This is a genomic window from Pseudomonas guariconensis (genome assembly GCF_024127895.1).
Taxonomy (GTDB): domain Bacteria; phylum Pseudomonadota; class Gammaproteobacteria; order Pseudomonadales; family Pseudomonadaceae; genus Aquipseudomonas; species Aquipseudomonas guariconensis_B.
The window spans coordinates 1-18287 of record NZ_JAMYBK010000038.1 but is presented as its reverse complement, the minus strand read 5'-3'; the positions used below and the strand labels follow the sequence as shown (position 1 = coordinate 18287).

At 66.8% G+C, this 18287-nt stretch carries 13 protein-coding genes; 6 read left to right on the top strand and 7 right to left on the bottom strand.

Annotated elements, in window-relative coordinates; genetic code table 11:
- Positions 1–25 precede the first annotated feature (25 nt).
- Positions 26–1117, top strand: a complete 1092-nt coding sequence (locus NJF35_RS23505; RefSeq protein WP_225790689.1) for a GGDEF domain-containing protein — start codon at positions 26–28, stop codon at positions 1115–1117.
- Positions 1118–1203: 86 nt separating this feature from the next.
- On the opposite strand, the gene NJF35_RS23500 is transcribed toward NJF35_RS23505, so the two are convergent.
- Both NJF35_RS23500 and NJF35_RS23495 read right to left on the bottom strand, forming a co-directional pair.
- Positions 1204–2502 (bottom strand): ATP-binding protein, encoded by a 1299-nt coding sequence (locus tag NJF35_RS23500; RefSeq protein WP_253080099.1) that lies wholly within the window; start codon positions 2500–2502, stop codon positions 1204–1206.
- 6 nt (positions 2503–2508) lie between these two features.
- On the bottom strand, positions 2509–3210 hold the full coding sequence (locus tag NJF35_RS23495; RefSeq protein ID WP_225790691.1) for a response regulator transcription factor: 702 nt from the start codon (positions 3208–3210) through the stop codon (positions 2509–2511).
- 157 nt (positions 3211–3367) lie between these two features.
- Between NJF35_RS23495 and NJF35_RS23490 the strand changes: the two genes are divergently transcribed.
- From NJF35_RS23490 to mobA, 3 genes are read left to right on the top strand one after another with little or no spacing between them, the layout of a single operon-like run.
- Positions 3368–4543, top strand: a complete 1176-nt coding sequence (locus NJF35_RS23490) for an efflux RND transporter periplasmic adaptor subunit (protein ID WP_253080098.1) — start codon at positions 3368–3370, stop codon at positions 4541–4543.
- A gap of 11 nt (positions 4544–4554) precedes the next feature.
- On the top strand, positions 4555–7677 hold the full coding sequence (locus NJF35_RS23485) for an efflux RND transporter permease subunit (RefSeq protein ID WP_253091538.1): 3123 nt from the start codon (positions 4555–4557) through the stop codon (positions 7675–7677).
- 60 nt (positions 7678–7737) lie between these two features.
- On the top strand, positions 7738–8310 hold the full coding sequence (gene mobA / locus NJF35_RS23480; RefSeq protein WP_225790694.1) for a molybdenum cofactor guanylyltransferase MobA: 573 nt from the start codon (positions 7738–7740) through the stop codon (positions 8308–8310).
- A gap of 58 nt (positions 8311–8368) precedes the next feature.
- On the opposite strand, the gene NJF35_RS23475 is transcribed toward mobA, so the two are convergent.
- The 5 genes from NJF35_RS23475 to peaA form a co-directional block, all read right to left on the bottom strand.
- Positions 8369–10060, bottom strand: coding sequence for a fatty acid CoA ligase family protein (locus NJF35_RS23475; protein WP_253091537.1), 1692 nt, complete (start codon positions 10058–10060; stop codon positions 8369–8371).
- A gap of 75 nt (positions 10061–10135) precedes the next feature.
- Entirely contained in the window at positions 10136–11263 is a 1128-nt protein-coding gene (gene peaD / locus NJF35_RS23470; protein ID WP_225790696.1) for a quinohemoprotein amine dehydrogenase subunit beta, read from the bottom strand.
- A gap of 32 nt (positions 11264–11295) precedes the next feature.
- A complete protein-coding gene (gene qhpC / locus NJF35_RS23465; protein ID WP_225790697.1) occupies positions 11296–11619 on the bottom strand; it encodes a quinohemoprotein amine dehydrogenase subunit gamma in 324 nt (107 codons plus the stop codon).
- A 1-nt stretch (position 11620) separates the two neighbouring features.
- The gene (peaB, locus tag NJF35_RS23460; RefSeq protein WP_253080095.1) at positions 11621–13051 is read right to left on the bottom strand and encodes a quinohemoprotein amine dehydrogenase maturation protein; all 1431 of its coding nucleotides are present in this window, start codon (positions 13049–13051) and stop codon (positions 11621–11623) included.
- 53 nt (positions 13052–13104) lie between these two features.
- Positions 13105–14670, bottom strand: coding sequence for a quinohemoprotein amine dehydrogenase subunit alpha (peaA, locus tag NJF35_RS23455; RefSeq protein ID WP_225790699.1), 1566 nt, complete (start codon positions 14668–14670; stop codon positions 13105–13107).
- Between the two features lie 446 nt (positions 14671–15116).
- On the opposite strand from peaA, the gene NJF35_RS23450 reads away from it, so the two are divergent.
- Positions 15117–16610 (top strand): aldehyde dehydrogenase family protein, encoded by a 1494-nt coding sequence (locus NJF35_RS23450; RefSeq protein WP_253080094.1) that lies wholly within the window; start codon positions 15117–15119, stop codon positions 16608–16610.
- Positions 16611–16659: 49 nt separating this feature from the next.
- Positions 16660–17979, top strand: coding sequence for an alginate export family protein (locus tag NJF35_RS23445; protein ID WP_253091536.1), 1320 nt, complete (start codon positions 16660–16662; stop codon positions 17977–17979).
- Positions 17980–18287: the final 308 nt, after the last annotated feature.

Below are 18287 nucleotides of genomic sequence, written 5' to 3'. Positions count from 1 at the left end.
AACGGGTGGGAGTCGCCAGCCGATCATGTTCAGCACCATCGAAGAGCACGTGCGCAAGCAGGTCGCCCCCGCCGCCCTGCGTGCCGAGTTCCGCCAGCGCGAATTCGAGGCCATGCACAGGTTCTGCCTGCTGATCTTCTGCGTGAGCATCGGCGTCTGGCTGGTTTTCGACCTGATCGTCAGCTACCTCGGCGGCCAGGGCTTCACCTGGCGCTCGGGGCTGTTCATCGGCCTGCTGTGCTGCCTCACCGTGGTGCTCGGCTTCACCCGCAAAAGCCATCACTTCGATGTGCTCAACCTGGTGTTCATCGCGGTCATCACCCTGGCCATGCGCCTGGTGATCGAAGGCATTCCCATCGCCCTGCGCCCGGTGTGGCTGGTGCTGGGCGTGTCCACCGTGCTCTACAGCGTCTCGGTGCTGCCGGTACGGGGCTGGTCGTTCTTCTGCGCCGTGGCCATCACCTGGCTGCTGCTCAACCCGTTCTATCACACGCGCATCGAGCTGCTGGAGCTCGAAGGCGCCATGCTGCTGAGCTACGCGGTGTTTCTCAGCGGGCTGGTGAGCTACAGCTACCTGCGGATGCGCCAGGCCAAGCTGCACAACTTCTACCTGTCCAAGGTACTGCTGGAGCAAGCCTACGTGGACGCCCTCACCGAGCTCCCCAACCGCCGCGCGTTCATGCTCAGGGTCGAGCGCCAGTTGCGGCTCGCGGCACCGGGGCAGTTCCTGGCGATGATCGATATCGACAATTTCAAGCAGGTCAACGACCGCTTCGGCCACGATATCGGCGACGAGGTGCTCAAGCGCGTGGCCGGGCACATCAGGGTGTCCATGGATGGCTATGCGTTCGCCCGACTCGGCGGCGAGGAGTTCGCCATTTTCTTCGAAGGGCTGGACCAGCAAGGCGCCGAACGGCAGGTCGCGGCGCTGTGCCAGCGCGTTCGCGAAGACCTGGGTGGACACCCCGTGACCGTCAGCATCGGCCTGACACCGGTCGATAGCGGCGATACCCTGAGCATGGCGCTGGTGCGCGCGGACCAGGCGTTGTACCAGGCCAAGCGCAGTGGCAAGGATCGGTTCGTAGCGTTTTCAAAAGCTTTGCGTTCCGGCCTCTAGTACACCGTTCGGCTTGGTAAATGCTGGGGCGCGAAGCGGCTCCCAAAAGCCTTGACTGGCCGGCACAAGAACACACCGGCGCCCCGCTACCCGGCAGGCAGGCGAATCCTGAACTGCGCCCCGCCCAGCGCCGACTGCGCCACGGTCAGGCTCCCCCCCTGCCCTTCGATGGCTCGCCGGCTGATCGCCAGGCCCAGCCCGAAGCCACCGGTACTGCGGTCGCGGCTGCGATCCAGGCGGTAGAACGGCTGGAAGATCCGCTCGCGCTCCTCGGGCGGGATGCCGATACCGTCGTCCTCCACGGTCAGCAGGCAAGCGCCGTCCTCCTCCAGGCGCAAGCGCAGCAGCAGGCTCTCGTCGCAATAACGCAAGGCGTTGCGCACCAGGTTCTGCACCGCCCGGGCGGTCAGCCGTGGGTCGAGCACGAAGCGCGGCAGGGTGCCCTCGGCGCGAACCTCCCACTGGATACCCCGCCCATCGAGCTCCTCAGCGAAACCACCGAGCACGCTGTCGACCAGCTCCAGCAACGAGACCTCGACCCGCTCCCGCGCCTGGTCGGCATTCTGCAGGCGGCTGTACGACAGCAGTTCGAGCACCAGCTCATCCAGTTCGCGCACATGCCCCACCAGTTCCAGCAGGCGCTTGCGACTGGCTGGCGGCACCTCGTCGAACAACAACACCAGGCCGAAGTCCAGGCGCGTCAGCGGCGTGCGCAGCTCGTGGGACACCGCATTGAGCAACTCGCGCTGCTGGTTGACGTGACGCTCAAGCTCGCTGGCCATGGTGTCGAACACCCCGGCCAGTTCGCCGATGTTCGAGTGCGGCGAGATGTGCGTGCGCTCCGACATCTGCCCCTGCCCCAGGCGCCGGGCGGTTTCCTTGAGCCGTTCCAGGTCGCGCCAGTGCGGCCATACCCAGAGCAGCAGGCAGCCGAGCATCGCCGCCCCGATCAGCACGGTGACGCCCCAGGACAGCACGTCGATGTCCAGCGGGTCCGGGGGCGAGTGCAGGCGCACCAGCCAGTCCTTGTCCAAAGGTGCCAGCACCGTTTCGTAGTAGCCCCAGTCGCCGATGCGCACCGCGTGCAGGCCATGCTGCAGGCGTGCCAGCTCCGCCGTGCCCAACTCGGCCTGGTCCATGCGCAGCAGCTCGACCTGCAACGGCGCGAAGGCCGACGCCAGGTCCTGCGCCACCGAGGGCCACTGCTCGCGCGGCGCCTGGTGGAACTGCCGCACGATCAGCGACTGCACGCCCTTGGCCTGCTCCAGGTTGTAGGCCATGAAGCGCTCGTGGAAGGCGCCGACGATGGCATCGGGGATCAACAGCAAGGCACCGGCATAGGCGACGATGATCACCAGGTACAGGCGCACCAGGATCTTCAGCATGGCGCGTCAGTACTCCCACTCGACCCGGCTGAACAAGTAGCCCTTGCCCCACACGGTCTTGATCTTGCGCGCCTCGCCGGCGTTGTCGTCGAACTTGCGGCGCAGCTTGGAAATGGCCACGTCCACCGAACGGTCGGTGCCGTTGAACTCGATGCCACGCAGTTGCTGGAGAATCCGGTCGCGGCTGAGCACCTCGCCGGCGTTGCGCGCCAGCACCACCAGCAGGTTGTATTCGCCGCTGGACAGCTCCACCTCTTCGCCGCGCCAGGTGACGCTGCGCTCGGCCAGGTCGATGCGCAGCCCGCCGACCTGGATCAGGTCGCTGTCCAGGCGCGGCTCGTTGACGCTGCTGCGGCGCAGCAAGGTGCGCACCCGGGCCAGCAGCACACGCGGCTCGCAGGGTTTGGTGACGTAGTCGTCGGCGCCCATCTCCAGGCCCAGCACTTGGTCGTGGCTGTCGTCGCGAGCGGTCAGCATGAGGATCGGCAGGCTCTGCGACACCTGGCGCAGCAGGCGGCACACCTGCAGGCCGTCCAGGCCCGGCAGCATCAGGTCGAGCACCACCAGATCCGGCTTCTGCCGGCGGACTTCGTCTAAGACGTGATCGCCACGGGCGATGACCTGGACGTGGAAGTCGTTGCGTTGCAGGTAACTGGCGATCAGCTCGGACAGGGCGCTGTCGTCTTCGACCAGGAGGATGTTCGGCATAAGCGGTTTGACAGAACGGAAAAGACAGGCAGGATATAGAATCCTACGCACGGGCAGGACTCTCCTTCACACTTTTTCACACTCGTCCTACAGGTCTTCACAGGCGCCGAGGGAACGGCTGCCGTAGCATACGCACGCTCATCAATGGAAGATCCGCATGCCTACCTACCATCCCCCTCGCCTGCGCCCCGTGGCGCTTGCGGCACTGCTGGCGCTGCTCCTGGCCGCCTGCGACGACACCGCCGAACAGGACGCACCGGCGCCCATGCCGCACGTGCGCGTCGAAACCGTACAGCTCCAGCCGCTGGCCATCAGCACCGAGCTCAGCGGTCGCCTCCTCGCGCCGCGTACCGCCGAGGTGCGCGCACGGGTGGCCGGCGTGGTGCTCGAGCGGGTGTACCGCGAAGGCAGCGACGTCAAGCAGGGCGACGTACTGTTCCGGATCGATCCGGCACCGTTCAAGGCCGACCATGACAGCGCCCGTGCCACCCTGGCCAAGGCCGAGGCCAACCGGTACCAGGCACGCCTCACCGAGCAGCGCTACCGATCGCTGGTCGACGACAAGGCGGTCAGCCGCCAGGAGTACGACAACGCCCGTGCCGCCTTCCTCCAGGCCGACGCCGAGGTGGCCCAGGCCAAGGCCGCCCTGGAGCGGGCCCGCCTGAACCTGGGCTACGCGACGGTCACCGCACCGATCTCCGGGCGCATCGGCCGGGCCCTGGTCACCGAGGGCGCGCTGGTCGGCCAGGACGGCAGCACGCCGCTGGCGGTCATCCAGCAACTGGACCCGATCCACGCCGACGTCAGCCAGTCGACCCGCGAGCTCAACGCCCTGCGCCGGGCGATGCGCGCCGGCGAGCTGGAGCAGGTCGGCCAGGGCCAGGCACGAGCGACCCTGGTCCAGGACGACGGCAGCGCCTACCCGCTGCCGGGCACGCTGCTGTTCTCCGACATCAGCGTCGACCCGAGCACCCACCAGATCACCCTGCGCAGCGAGTTCCCCAACCCCGACCTCGACCTGCTGCCCGGCAGCTACGTGCGCGTGCGCCTGGAGCAGGCCGTGCAGCCCAAGGGCATCAGCGTGCCACAGCGCGCCATCCTGCGCGACAGCGCCGGGGTGCCCAAGGTGCTGGTGGTCGATCGCCAGGCGCGCATCGGCGAACGCCAGGTGCTGCTGGGCAGCGCCCAGGGCGATCGCTGGATCGTCAGCGAGGGCCTGGCCCCTGGCGAGCGCGTGGTGATCGAAGGCCTGCAGCACGTCAAGGTCGGCGACCAGGTGCAGGTCGACGCCACCGGCGATGCGCTCCCCATCGTCCAGCACAACGGCCAGTGAGGGCCTGACCCATGCCGCAGTTCTTCATCGACCGCCCGGTGTTCGCCTGGGTGGTCGCCCTGTTCATCCTGCTCGCCGGTGGCCTGGCCATGCCCCAGTTGCCAGTGGCCCAGTACCCCAACGTGGCGCCACCGCAAGTGGAGATCTACGCCGTCTACCCCGGCGCCTCGGCGTCGACCCTGGACGAGAGCGTGGTCAGCCTGATCGAGCAGGAGCTCAATGGCGCCGACAACCTGCTGTACTTCGAGTCCCAGAGCAGCCTGGGCAGCGCCACCATCACCGCCACCTTCGCGCCGGGCACCCACCCCGACCTGGCCCAGGTGGACGTGCAGAACCGTCTCAAGGTGGTCGAGTCGCGCCTGCCCCGCGCCGTGACCCAGCAGGGCCTGCAGGTGGAGAAGGTGTCCACCGGCTTCCTGTTGCTGGGCACCCTCACCTCCGAGGACGGCAGCCTGGACGAAACCGCGCTGTCCGACATCCTGGCACGCAACGTGATGGACGAGATCCGTCGCCTCAAGGGGGTGGGCAAGGCCCAGCTGTATGGTGCGGAACGCGCCATGCGGGTGTGGATCGACCCGCGCAAGCTGGTCGGTTTCAACCTCACGCCCGACGACGTCGTCGACGCCATCGCCGCGCAGAACGCCCTGGTGGCGCCGGGCAGCATCGGCGACCTGCCCGGCCGGGCCAGCCAGGAAATCACGGCCAACGTGGTGGTCACGGGGCAGTTGAGCAGCCCCGAGCAATTCGCCGCCATCGTCCTGCGCGCCAACCCCGATGGCGCCACCGTGACCCTCGGCGACGTCGCCCGGGTGGAGATCGGCGCCCAGGAGTACCAGTACGGCACCCGCCTGAACGGCAAGCCGTCCAGCGCCTTCAGCGTGCAGCTGGCGCCGGGTGCCAACGCCCTGGAGACCGCGACCCTGGTGCGCGAGAAGATGGCGCAGCTGTCGCGCTACTTCCCGGACGGTGTCCGCCATGACATCCCCTACGACACCTCGCCCTTCGTCAAGGTGTCGATCCAGCAGGTGATCAGCACCCTGTTCGAGGCCATGCTGCTGGTGTTCGCGGTGATGTTCCTGTTCCTGCAGAACATCCGCTATACCCTGATCCCCACGCTGGTAGTGCCGGTGGCCCTGATGGGCACCTTCGCGGTGATGCTGGCCATGGGCTTCTCGGTCAACGTGCTGACCCTGTTCGGCATGGTCCTGGCCATCGGCATCCTGGTGGACGATGCCATCGTGGTGGTGGAGAACGTCGAGCGGATCATGGCCGAGGAAGGCCTGCCGCCGAAGGAGGCCACACGCAAGGCCATGGGCCAGATCAGCGGGGCCATCGTCGGCATCACCCTGGTGCTGGTGGCGGTATTCCTGCCGATGGCCTTCATGAAGGGTTCGGTGGGGGTGATCTACCAGCAGTTCTCCCTGTCCATGGCCGTGTCGATCCTGTTCTCGGCGTTCCTCGCCCTGAGCCTGACCCCGGCCCTGTGCGCCACCTTGCTCAAGCCGCTGGCCAAGGGCGAGTACCACACGCGCAAGGGCTTCTTCGGCGGGTTCAACCGGCGCTTCGAGGGCATGAGCAACGGCTACCAGCGCTGGGTGGCCCATGCCCTGGCGCGCAGCGGACGCTACCTGCTGGTGTACGGCGTGCTGCTGGCAGCGCTCGGCTATGGCTTCAGCCAGTTGCCGACGGCCTTCCTGCCCACCGAGGACCAGGGCTATACCATCACCGATATCCAGTTGCCGCCTGGTGCCAGCCGGGTACGGACCGAGCAGGTGGCCGCGCAGATCGAGGCGCACAACGCCGAGGAGCCTGGGGTGGGCAACACGACCCTGATCCTGGGGTTCAGTTTCTCCGGCAGCGGGCAGAACGCGGCGCTGGCCTTCACCACGCTCAAGGACTGGTCCGAGCGCGGCGCGGGCGACAGCGCCCAGGCGATCGCCGAGCGCGCCACCACGGTCTTCAGCCAGTTCAGGGATGCCGTGGCCTACTCCGTGCTGCCGCCACCGGTGGATGGCCTGGGCGAATCGACCGGCTTCGAATTCCGCCTGCAGGACCGGGGCGGCCTGGGCCATGCGGGGCTGATGGCGGCCCGTGACGCACTGCTGGCCAATGCGCGCAAGAGCAAGGTGCTGGTCAACGTGCGCGAAGCCTCCCTGGCCGAGAGCCCGCAGGTGCAGCTTAAGGTCGACCGGCGCCAGGCCAGCGCCCTGGGCGTGTCGTTCGCCGATATCGGCGCGGTGCTGGATACTGCCGTCGGTTCCCGCTACGTCAACGACTTCCCCAACCAGGGGCGCATGCAGCGGGTGGTGGTGCAGGCCGAGGGTGACCAGCGCAGCCAGGTCGAGGACCTGCTGCAGATCCACGTGCGCAACAGCAGCGGCAAGATGGTCCCGCTGGGTGCCTTCGTCCAGGCCCGCTGGGTCAGCGGCCCGGTGCAACTGACCCGCTACAACGGCTACCCAGCGGTGTCGATCTCCGGCGAGCCGGCGCCCGGCTACAGCTCCGGCGAAGCCATGGCCGAGGTCGAGCGCCTGGTGGCGCAGCTACCGGCAGGCGCTGGCCTGGAGTGGACCGGCCTGTCGTTGCAGGAACGCCTGTCGGGCAGCCAGGCGCCCTTGCTGATGGCGCTGTCGCTGCTGGTGGTGTTCCTGTGCCTGGCGGCGCTGTACGAAAGCTGGTCGATCCCGACCGCGGTGCTGCTGGTGGTACCGCTGGGCATGCTCGGCGCAGTGCTGGCGGTGACCCTGCGCGGCCTGCCCAACGACGTGTTCTTCAAGGTCGGCCTGATCACCTTGATCGGTCTGTCGGCGAAGAACGCCATCCTGATCATCGAGTTCGCCAAGCACCTGGTCGACCAGGGGCATGATCCACGCGACGCCGCGATACGGGCCGCACGCCTGCGCCTACGGCCGATCGTCATGACCTCGCTGGCCTTCATCCTCGGCGTGGTGCCCCTGGCCATCGCCAGCGGCGCCAGCTCGGCCAGCCAGCAGGCGATCGGCACAGGGGTGATCGGCGGCATGCTCAGCGCCACCCTGGCGGTGGTGTTCGTACCGGTGTTCTTCGTGGTGGTGATGCGTGTGGCCGGGTATCGGCGGGAGCGCGGGAACGCGGCAACGGCCAGCGAAAGCTGACTGGACAAGCGCCAGATGACATGGGAGGGTTCCAGATCTTAATTGCCTGGAACCCTTTTCATGTCAGTTGCCCTGCCTCCCTGCTCCATCCTGATCCTCGCTGGCGGCCGCGGCCAGCGCATGGGCGGCCGCGACAAGGGCCTGGTGCCCTGGCACGGCGAGCCACTGGTGGCCCATGTGCAGCGGGTGGTACGGCCACTGAGCGACGACTTGATCATTTCCTGCAACCGTAACCAGCAGGCCTACGCGGCCTATGCCGACCAGTTGGTGGGCGATGCCGATCCGGACTTCCCCGGGCCGTTGGCCGGGGTGATCGCTGGGCTTGCGGCGGCGCGGCATGAGTGGGTGGTGGTGCTGGCCTGTGATGCCCCTCAGGTGGACGACGCGTTGATCGAAGGTCTGCTGCGGCTAGCGGTCGAGCATGACAGTGCGGCCATGGTGCGTCAGGGAGGTTATTGGCAGCCGATGTTCAGTGTGATGCCGAGGCGGTTACTGCCCCTGCTGGAGCAGGCCTGGCGGGCGGGTGAGCGGAGTTTGCAGAAAGCCCTGCTGCAGGCGCCGATACAAGGGCTGGAGTGTGCGCAGGAGGATGGGCGGTTGAGCAATTTCAACAGCCCGGAGTGGTTGCGCTGACAGGGCGAACCGTTGCCGCATCCAGATTCGCGGGCAAGCCCGCTTCCAGGCAGATGCTTCAGCGCTGCGCCATGCCTGGCGCACCACCCAATTCCTCGATACTGATCTCACGCATCCTGAACTTCTGCACCTTGCCCGTCACCGTCATCGGGAACTCGTCCACGAAACGGAAATAACGCGGTATCTTGAAATGCGCGATCCGCGCCCTTGCCCATTCGCGCAACTCGTCCTCGGTGGCCGAATGTCCAGGATGGAAGCGGACCCAGGCAACGATCTCCTCCCCGTAGCGACTGCACGGAATACCAATCACCTGCACGTCGGCCACCGCTGGGTGGGTGAAGAAGAATTCCTCCAGCTCGCGCGGGTAGATGTTCTCCCCTCCGCGGATGATCATGTCCTTGCTGCGCCCGACGATACGCACATGGCCCTGCTCGTCCATCACCGCCAAGTCCCCGGTGTGCATCCAGCCGTCGACATCGATGCTTTCGGCAGTAGCCTTGGGGTTGTTCCAGTAGCCGAGCATCACGCTGTAGCCACGGGTGCACAGCTCGCCGATCTGGCCGCGTGGCACGGTGTGGCCGTCGGCGTCGATGATCTTGCTCTCCAGCCGGGGCTGGGTACGCCCGACCGTGGTCACGCGCACTTCCAGGTCATCGTCCGGGCCGGTCTGCAGCGATACCGGGCTGGTCTCGGTCATGCCGTAGGCGATCTGCACCTGGGCCATGTGCATCTCGTCGATCACCCGGCGCATCACCTCGATCGGGCAGGTGGCGCCGGCCATGATCCCGGTGCGCAGGCTGGACAGGTCGAACTCGCCGCGTTGCGGGTGATCCAGCTCGGCGATGAACATGGTCGGCACGCCATACAACGCCGTGGCCCGCTCCTCGGCCACCGCGCGCAGGGTGGCCAGCGGGTCGAAGGCGTCGCTGGGGTAGATCAGGGTGCTGCCATGGGTGAGGCAGCCCAGGTTGGCCATGACCATGCCAAAGCAGTGGTACAGCGGCACCGGGACCACCAGGCGGTCATGCTCGGTCAGCCCCAGGCTCTCGCCGACCATGTAGCCGTTGTTGAGGATGTTGTAGTGGCTGAGGGTCGCCCCCTTGGGGAAACCCGTGGTGCCGGAGGTGTACTGGATGTTGATCGGGTCGTCCCAGTGCAACTGCCCCTGGCGTTCGGCCAGGGCCTCGGCGCTCACCTGCGTGGCCAGCGCCTGCAGCTCGGGCCAGGCGAGGAACCCGGCCGGCGGTGCACTGGCCAGGCTGACGACACCGCGCAGCTCGGGGAAGCGCTCGCAAGCCAGCGCACCAGGCTGGCCGGCGGCAAGGCCCGGCACCAGGCCCAGCAGCATGGCGTGGTAGTCGCAGGTCTTGAAGGCATCGGCGCAGATCACCCAGCGGCAGCCGGACTGACCCAGGGCATAGTCCAGCTCGCTGACGCGGTAGGCTGGGTTGATGTTGACCAGGATCGCCCCGACCTTGGCGCTGGCGAACTGGGTGATGCACCACTGGGCGCAGTTCGGGGCCCAGATCCCCAGCCGGTCGCCCGGCTGCACGCCCAGGGCCATCAGCGCCCGGGCGTGCTGGTCGACGGCCTCGGCCAGTGCCTGCCAGGTGTAGCGCAAGCCCTGGTGGCGCACCACCAGGGCCTCACGCTCGGGGAAACGTGCGACGGTGGCGTCGAAGGCGTCACCGATGCATTGGCTGAGCAAGGCCTTGTCTGGATTGCCGTGGGTATAGCTTGTCTGGGTCATGGGCGCTCTCTTGTTGTTCTTGTGGCGGCTTCACCGGTTTTTCGCGACGGCTCGTCGCGAAAAACCGGCACCTAATTACCTGACGAACACCTGCGGCGTACTGGTGGACATGTCGCCCCCCGGCAGCTTGATGTTCGTCACCTTCTCCAGGGTATCGGGGTCGAACACCGCCAGGTCGTTGAAGGTGCCGCCCAGGTACAGCTTGTCGCCGGCCCGGTCGAAGGCCACGCAATAGTAAGTGTGGTCCAGATTGGCCGCCTTGATCAGCTTGCGTTGCTCGATGTCATAGCGCGCCAGGCGATTGAGCACACCGTACATCTGGTTCGGATCCTTCGGCGAGCGCAAGCCGGTGAAGTACAGTTCGGTGAGGTCGGCGAACTCCTGGGTATGGCTCTTGCCGGTCTTCAGGTCGATGCTCAGGTAGCCATAGAGCAGTTCGGCGGTGTCCGGGTCCTGCTTCTCGTCGGTGAACTTGGCGATGGTATAGAGCATGGAGAACTCATGCCGGGCGCTCTGGTGCGGCCAGAAATACAGCACGTCCGGCGCGCTGTAGCCGGGGCGGTTCCAGTTGCGCAGGGGCAAGGCCACCTCGTACTTGCCGGTCTTGACATCCATCTTGTAGATGTCGGGCCCGGCGACGTACAGGCTGCCGTCGTCGCCCGCGCGCATCAGGTAGACCTGACGCGGCATCGGGAAACTGCGCACCGGCTTGGCGTTCAGGCCATCGCCGGTATTGAACACCTCCAGCCGTGGCGGCTTGACCACGTAGTGGTCGTTCAGGCGCTGGGTCGGGTTGACGGTGGCGTAGATCTCCTTGCCATCGGGGCTGATGGCGAACGAGTACATCGACCGGGCGACCTCGCCGGGAACGCTGGAGAGGTTGGCGTGGAAGGTGGCTTGGCAGGTATCCAGGTCGATGCCGTAGAGGTCGGCATAGTGGTTGTTGAGCACGTAGGCGGTGCGGTTGTCCGGCGCCATCATCGCGGTGCCCGGGCCGAACGCATCCGGCATGCGACACGACTTGTAGACCGTGTCGCTGGCCACGTCGACCACGTGCAGATTGTTCGGGTAGTTGGTGACGATCAGGTATTCGTGGCCAGGCTTGAGCGCCGGGCCGGTGGCGCTTTCGCCAGCTTGCGCCGTCCAGGCGCCAGCACAGGCGGCGACGGTGAGCGCGAGCTGCGCGCAGAATCCAGGTTTCATGCGGTTTCCCCTTGTCGTTCTTGTCGGGCCGATCACTTGTCTTTCGGGAACACGGTGCCGAGGTTGCGCCAGTCGTCCTGCGAGTTGCTCGCCTGGGCGTTCCAGTCCTGGTAAGTACTCATCATGTCCGGCACCTGGGCCGGCCACCAGCAAGGGTCGGAGCAGCCGTACAGGTCGGCCTCCATTGGCTGGCACAGGGAGGTGACGCCACCGAAGGCGTCCACTTCCCAGCCCGGGTCGGTGGTGGCGGTGCAACCGGCCACCGCGCTCATGGCCATGACCTCTTCCACGCGGTCTTCGGCGGCGGCCTGTTCGAGGATGCGAGCCTTGTTGTTCAGGGGCTTCAAGTGCTTCATGTCAGTGCGCCTTCCGCGGAGTGATGTAGCGATCGATGAAGGCCGGGTTGGCGGCCATGATGCGGCTGTAGACCTCGATGCCGAAGTCGACCCAGTCGCGCATCAGTTCGCAGTAGTGGTAGGTCGGATGCTGGGGATCGCCGTAGCGGGCGTAGCTTTCGTGGTAGCAGCCCCCCGAACACAGGTTGCGGATGCGGCAGCTGTCGCAGCCGGTGCCACTGCGGTCCAGGCGCTGGGACAGGAAGTCGTTGAGCTGCACCTGCTGCACGCCCTGGTGCACGTTGCCGAAGGTCGGCAGGCTGGAACCGGTGAAGCGGTGGCACAGGTTCAGCTCGCCCTCATGGTCGACCGCCAGCATCTTCAGCCCGGCGCCGCATGGCAGGGCCTTCTTGTGCCCTTCGTGGATGTCGGTGATCAGCTGGTGCAGGTTGGAGAAGCCGATGTTGCGGTGCTCCAGCGCCGCCTCCAGGTAGCGCCGGCCCAGGGCCTTCATGTTGGCGAAGACCTGCACCAGTTCCTCGCTGGTCAAGTTGAAGGCGGCCATGTCGCCGGAGGTGACCGGGGCGAAGCCCACCTCGGCGAACCCCAGCTCGTTGAACAGGTGGTTCCAGATGGTTTCCACATCGGTGATGCCACGGGTCAGGGTGACCCGGGCGCCGACCGGCCGGCTGCGGTAACGCGACAGCAGCATGTCGGCCTTGCGCCGTACCACATCGTAGGTGCCCTGCCCGCCCACGGTGATGCGGTTGCGGTCGTGCACGGTCTTCGGCCCGTCGATGCTCACCGACAGGCCGAAACGATGGGCATCGAGCCAATCGACGATCTCTTCGGTGAGCAGCGTGGCGTTGGTGGTCATGATGAACTCCACCTGCTTGCCCGCCTCGGCGAAGCGCCGCTCGCAGTACGCGACCATGTGCTCGATCAGCGCCCGGTTGGACAGCGGCTCGCCGCCGAAGAACACCACGCTGTAGCGCTCTTCGTCCGGCGACTCCTTGAGCAGCATCTCCACCGAGGCCTCGGCGGTGGCGGTGCTCATCTTCTTGCCGGCGGAGGGTTTGTCGAGGTCCTCCTTGTAACAGTAGGTGCAACTGAGGTTGCAACCGGTGTTGACGTTGAGCACCACGGTGTTCAGCGCGGTGCGCTCGACCTGCCTGAGCGCGATTTCAGGGGTCAGCGGCGAGCCGTCGCTGACCAGTTCCAGGGCGATCAGCTCGCGCAGGGTCTCCTGGATCTGCTGGTCGGCGAAACGCCGGCCCAGGCGCTGCACCAGGTCCTCGGCGCGGCAGCCTTGCTGGCGTAGGGTGTCGATGATCCCGCCGGTCACCGCGTCGGCGGCGAACAGCGAGCTGCTGGGGATGTGGAAGAGCATGCGGTCGGCATCCACCTGCACTTCGTGCAGGTTGCGCTCGACCAGGTTCAATAGTGCGCCCATGGCGACCTCTCGATGTTTCAGCCCGTTCTGGTGGCGTGCGCGACAAGCGGCCCTTATGGCAAGGGCGGGTTGTTCCAGCGCTGTACGGTGACGATCATGTGGCCTTCGCCCTTCTGCCCGCCGTCCTCGAGTTCGGCGATGACCTTCAGGTTGCCGGCGTTGTTGGTCATCATCTTGCGCTCAGGGTTGGGGCCGGCGCCGGCTGGCATGAAGACGCCGTCGGCCTGCATGGTCCCTGCGAACTTCACATCCTCGTCCTCGGCCGCCCGCTCGTTGAACGGCTCGACCTTCCACTTGGCCGGCAGGTAGCCGATGCGCAGCGGCTGGCCGTTGGCATCCTTGCCCCAGGCCTCGGCCTCGAAGCGGCCCTGGACCTTGGGCGTGGAGCCACCGTTCTCGCCGATACGGGCGATGGAGAACGCCGGCACCACCTTGACTTCCTCGACCTTGTCGTACACCGCCAGGTTCACGCCCTTGAGCGCGCCCACGGCGACTTCGCGCAGGCCGGGCGCGGCGTTGGCGGCCGCACGGGCCTTGACCCGCACCAGGGTCGGGGTCGACTCCAGCACTTCGATCACCTCGACACCGGCACCGAGCACCGGCTTGCCCGACAGGCCACTGCCGACCAGGGTGATCTCGCTTTCGCCACCGGCCTTGATGAACGCCGGCTGCACGGCCAGCAGGCGTGCCTTGCCCGCTTTCACCGCGCTGAAATCCAGGCCGCGCTCGTCGTGCTCGGCCTCGAACATACGGCCCTTCATCTCGCCGTCGAGGGCGGCGAAGACCTGGCGCAGGTTGGCATCGCCGACCTTCACGTTGCCGCGCCACTCGTAGCCGTTGTAGAGGATCGCCGAACCGCTGCCATTGAACGGCGTGCCGTCGGCATAGCGGCCCTTGACCTCGACCTTGAAGGTATCGCCGGCATCGGCGGTGACGGTCATCACGCCACGCACATCGCCCTTGGCGAGCATGTGGCCGCTGAACGCCCACTGCCCGGGCAGTGCCTCGGCCTTGGGCTTGGCCTTCTGCCATTCGGCCCAGGCGGGGTCATCGAGCGGGAAGCGCTTGGCCAGGTCCGGCACCATCTCCTTGAGGGCGATGCCCAGCCAGTCGCGGTCGCGCGCCTGGGCCTGGTATTCGAGGGACGGCCACTGGCCGAGGTGGAAGTTGACCAGGTGTTCCCATTCCTTGGCCGGACGCCGCTGCAAGGCGACCCGGGCGCCGGAGTGGCAGCGTCCGCACATCTGGCTGAAGCGGTCGTCGAAGTGCTCAACGGTGTTGAGCCGGCGCTCCATGGCATAGCGCACACCGTCGGTCTCGCGGGGCGCCAGGCCCTGCTTGTCGGCCAGGTACTTGACCAGGGTGCGGCGCTCTTCGTCGCTGATCTGCACGCCATGCATCACCTGCATGCGCGCGATGCTCATCAGCCAGCCTTCCGGGGTCTTGCGCTGGTGGCTGATGCGGCTGTAGCTGTCGTTGCCTTCGGGGATATGGCACCCCATGCACTTGGATTGCAACAAGCTCGGGCCCTGCTCGGCCGCCATGGCCTGGGTGCTCAGCAGTGCGGCGGCGACCAGCGCCAGTTTGCCCGCTTGCCGCCGGAGTCGAGTCGTCTTCAAGGTCAGACCTCCACGGTGTTGTTCTTATCGTTTTCGCACGCTCTGATACCGCAGGTGCATGTGACGGTGCTGATACAGGAACTGTGCCAGTACTGGTAAAAAGCTTTCGCTTCAAAGGGTTGGACGATTTCGCCGGGCAATTCCCGGCAGCCGCCCGCGAGTCGGAACGTCCCATTTCGCGACAGGCTGTTTCAGTGTGAGACAGGGGCCGCGCCAAAGCGCACCGCAAACCCTGTGGGAGCGGGCTTGCCCGCGAATACAGGCACCGCTCAGTCACTGTTTCACCCCCGTCTCAACGTGTCTCAATGTGCAACAGCATAGTCCCCGCCCTTCTCCCCCGCGCCAGGAGAAAACCCTTGCCACTCAAGCCATTGCCCACCATCGGCGGCATTGGCACGGCCATTGCGCACTTGCTCGTCACACCCAATGACAAGAGGCATCGCATCATGCTTTCCGAACTGCCCATCCTCCCCGCCACCCGCGCCTTCCTCGAGCGCAAGCTGCAGATGCGCATCGGCGCCGGCTGGCAGGACGCCGCCAGCGGCCGCACCTTGAGTTTGCGCAACCCAGCCAGCGGGGCGGTCCTCGGCGAGGTACCCGCGGCCGACCAGGACGACGTGGACCGGGCTGTCGAGGCGGCTCGCCAGGCCTTCGACGACTCGCCCTGGAGCCGCCTGCGCCCCCGCGAACGGCAGAACCTGCTGTGGCGCCTGGCCGACCTGATGCAACGCGACGCCCAGGTGCTGGCCGAGCTGGAATGCCTGAACAACGGCAAGAGCGCCGCCGTGGCCCAGGCCATGGACGTGCAACTGGCCATCGATTTCCTGCGCTACATGGCCGGCTGGGCCACCAAGGTCGAAGGCAGCACGGTCGAGCCCTCCCTGCCGCTGATGCCCAACGAGCAGTTCCATGCCTTCGTCCGCCGCGAAGCGGTGGGCGTGGTCGGCGCCATCGTCGCCTGGAACTTCCCCCTGCTGCTGGCCTGCTGGAAGCTCGGCCCGGCCCTGGCCACCGGCTGCACCCTGGTGCTCAAGCCGGCCGACGAGACTCCGCTGACCGCCCTGAAGCTGGCCGAGCTGGTCGACGAAGCCGGCTACCCGGCCGGGGTATTCAACGTGATCACCGGCACCGGCCTCAACGCCGGCGCCGCCCTGAGCCGCCACCCCGGCGTGGACAAGCTGACCTTCACCGGCTCCACCGAAGTCGGCAAGCTGATCGGCAAGGCCGCGATGGACAACATGACCCGGGTCACCCTGGAGCTGGGCGGCAAGTCGCCGACCATCGTCATGCCCGACGCCAACCTGCAGGAGGCCGCCGCCGGCGCCGCCACAGCGATCTTCTTCAACCAGGGCCAGGTGTGCTGCGCAGGCTCGCGGCTGTACGTGCACCGCAAACACTTCGACAACGTGGTCGCCGACATCGCCGGCATCGCCAACGGCATGAAGCTCGGCAATGGCCTGGACCCGACCGTGCAGATGGGCCCGTTGATCTCGGCCAAGCAGCAGGACCGGGTCACCGGCTACATCGACCTGGGGCGCGAGCTGGGCGCCACCATCGCCTGCGGCGGCGAAGGTTTCGGCCCGGGCTATTTCGTCAAGCCGACGGTGATCGTCGATGTCGACCAGCGTCATCGCCTGGTGCAGGAGGAGATCTTCGGCCCGGTGCTGGTGGCCATGCCGTTCGATGACCTCGACGAGGTGGTCAGGCTCGCCAACGACAACCCCTATGGCCTGGGGGCGAGCATCTGGTCCAACGACCTGGGCGCGGTGCACCGGATGATCCCCCGCATCAAGTCCGGTTCGGTGTGGGTCAACTGCCACAGCGCCCTGGACCCGGCCCTGCCGTTCGGCGGCTACAAGCTCTCCGGGGTCGGCCGCGAGATGGGCGCGGCGGCGATCGAGCACTACACCGAGCTCAAGTCCGTGCTGATCAAGCTCTGATTCGACACAACCATCGCGCGACCAGAACAAGAACAATGGAGCATCCCCGATGATTCGAATCCATCCCCTTCCCTTGGCCGTCCTGCTGGCCTCGACCCTGCAACTGGCCAACGCCCATGAGCTCTACAACCAGGACGGTACGGTCCTCAACGCCGACCTCGAAGCCCTGTTCGGTGTGTTCCACAGCGACGAAAGCTTCGACCAGGCCGGCAACCGCCAGCCCGGCAGCAGCGCCTGGCGCGAGGGCTACGTCAAGTACGGCTTGAGCGGCAGCCAGGCGCTGGCGGGCAACGGCACCCTGTACGGCGGCTTCAGCCTGCTCAGCTCGGCCACCTGGGGCGACGGCGATGCCGCGGGCCTCAGCCTGGGCGACGAACGCCGCACCGCCGTGGAGGATGCCTACCTGGGCTGGCGATCGGGCGACCTGTTCCCGGCCCTGGGCGAGGACGGTGTCGATATTTCCGGCGGCCGCCAGCTCGTGACCCTGGGCGACGGCTTCCTGATCCAGGGCGACCCGGTCAACCTGGGCAAGGTCGACCTGGGCGCCAACTTCAACCGCGGCGGCGCCTACTACCTGGCCGGGCGCAAGGCCTTCGACCGCACTGCCGTGCTGCGCCTGGGCGGCAACCAGGGCTGGCGCGGCGACCTGATGTGGCTCAAGTCGGACAACCACTACCAGGCCGACACCTCCCTGGCGGTCGCCAACCTCGAGCATGTGAACGATGCCGGGGCCCTGGGCCTGAGCTGGATCCGCGGCCTGGATGTCGATCAGCGCTATGCCCGGATCATGGGCCTGGAGCACCGCGACGGCATGGACACCGTCAGCCTGCGCGGGCGCGGCAGCCTGGGCGTCGAGCACCTGGAGGTGGCAGCCGAATACGTGACCCAGGACCGCAGCGGCGGGCGCGAGAACGCCTGGTACCTGGAGGGCAACTGGACCTTCTCCGAACTGCCCTGGTCGCCCACCGCCACCTACCGCTACAGCCGCTTTTCCGAGGACTTCGACCCGCTGTTCTATGGCTTGAGCCGTGGCTACGGCACCTGGTTCCAGGGCGAGGTGGCAGGCAACTACGCCGGGCCGTTCAACAGCAACAGCCAGGTGCACCACGTGGGGCTCAAGGTCACGCCGCGGGACAACGTGACCCTGGGTGCGCTGTACTTCGACTTCGACACCCTGGAGACTGACCGAGGCAACCTGGGCGGCCGGGAGCTCGACCTGTACCTGGAATGGATGGTCAACGACCACCTGCTGATCAGCCCGGTGGTGGGGTTCTACAAGCCGGAGCGCAGTGCCGACAGGGGTGGGGTGCAGTTGGGGGGGCGCGATACCGGGACCTACCTGCAACTGCTGGTCGGGACCTTCTTCTAGGCAGGAGAACTTGGGGCCTGTCCTGACACCACCGACATATGGCAAGGGCTACGCCCTTGATCGCGGGCAAGCCCGCTCCCACGGGCCCCTGCAAACCACATTACTTGTGATCGACTCGAGCACCCTGTGGGAGCCGGCTTGCCGGCGATTGGGCCAGCCCTGACACCACCGACATATGGCAAGGGCTACGCCCTTGATCGCGGGCAAGCCCGCTCCCACGGGCCCCTGCAAACCACATTACTTGTGATCGACTCGACCACTCTGTGGGAGCCGGCTTGCCGGCGATTGGGCCAGCCCTGACACCACCG

Bases quoted from the DNA above. Each gene is read 5' to 3' on its own strand.
- NJF35_RS23495 (WP_225790691.1), bottom strand. From the start codon at position 3,210: ATGCCGAACATCCTCCTGGTCGAAGACGACAGCGCCCTGTCCGAGCTG.
- qhpC (WP_225790697.1), bottom strand. From the start codon at position 11,619: ATGAAGCACTTGAAGCCCCTGAACAACAAGGCTCGCATCCTCGAACAG.
- NJF35_RS23450 (WP_253080094.1), top strand. From the start codon at position 15,117: ATGCTTTCCGAACTGCCCATCCTCCCCGCCACCCGCGCCTTCCTCGAG.
- NJF35_RS23475 (WP_253091537.1), bottom strand. From the start codon at position 10,060: ATGACCCAGACAAGCTATACCCACGGCAATCCAGACAAGGCCTTGCTC.
- peaD (WP_225790696.1), bottom strand. From the start codon at position 11,263: ATGAAACCTGGATTCTGCGCGCAGCTCGCGCTCACCGTCGCCGCCTGT.
- NJF35_RS23505 (WP_225790689.1), top strand. From the start codon at position 26: ATGTTCAGCACCATCGAAGAGCACGTGCGCAAGCAGGTCGCCCCCGCC.
- NJF35_RS23500 (WP_253080099.1), bottom strand. From the start codon at position 2,502: ATGCTGAAGATCCTGGTGCGCCTGTACCTGGTGATCATCGTCGCCTAT.
- mobA (WP_225790694.1), top strand. From the start codon at position 7,738: ATGTCAGTTGCCCTGCCTCCCTGCTCCATCCTGATCCTCGCTGGCGGC.
- NJF35_RS23485 (WP_253091538.1), top strand. From the start codon at position 4,555: ATGCCGCAGTTCTTCATCGACCGCCCGGTGTTCGCCTGGGTGGTCGCC.
- NJF35_RS23490 (WP_253080098.1), top strand. From the start codon at position 3,368: ATGCCTACCTACCATCCCCCTCGCCTGCGCCCCGTGGCGCTTGCGGCA.
- peaB (WP_253080095.1), bottom strand. From the start codon at position 13,051: ATGGGCGCACTATTGAACCTGGTCGAGCGCAACCTGCACGAAGTGCAG.
- NJF35_RS23445 (WP_253091536.1), top strand. From the start codon at position 16,660: ATGATTCGAATCCATCCCCTTCCCTTGGCCGTCCTGCTGGCCTCGACC.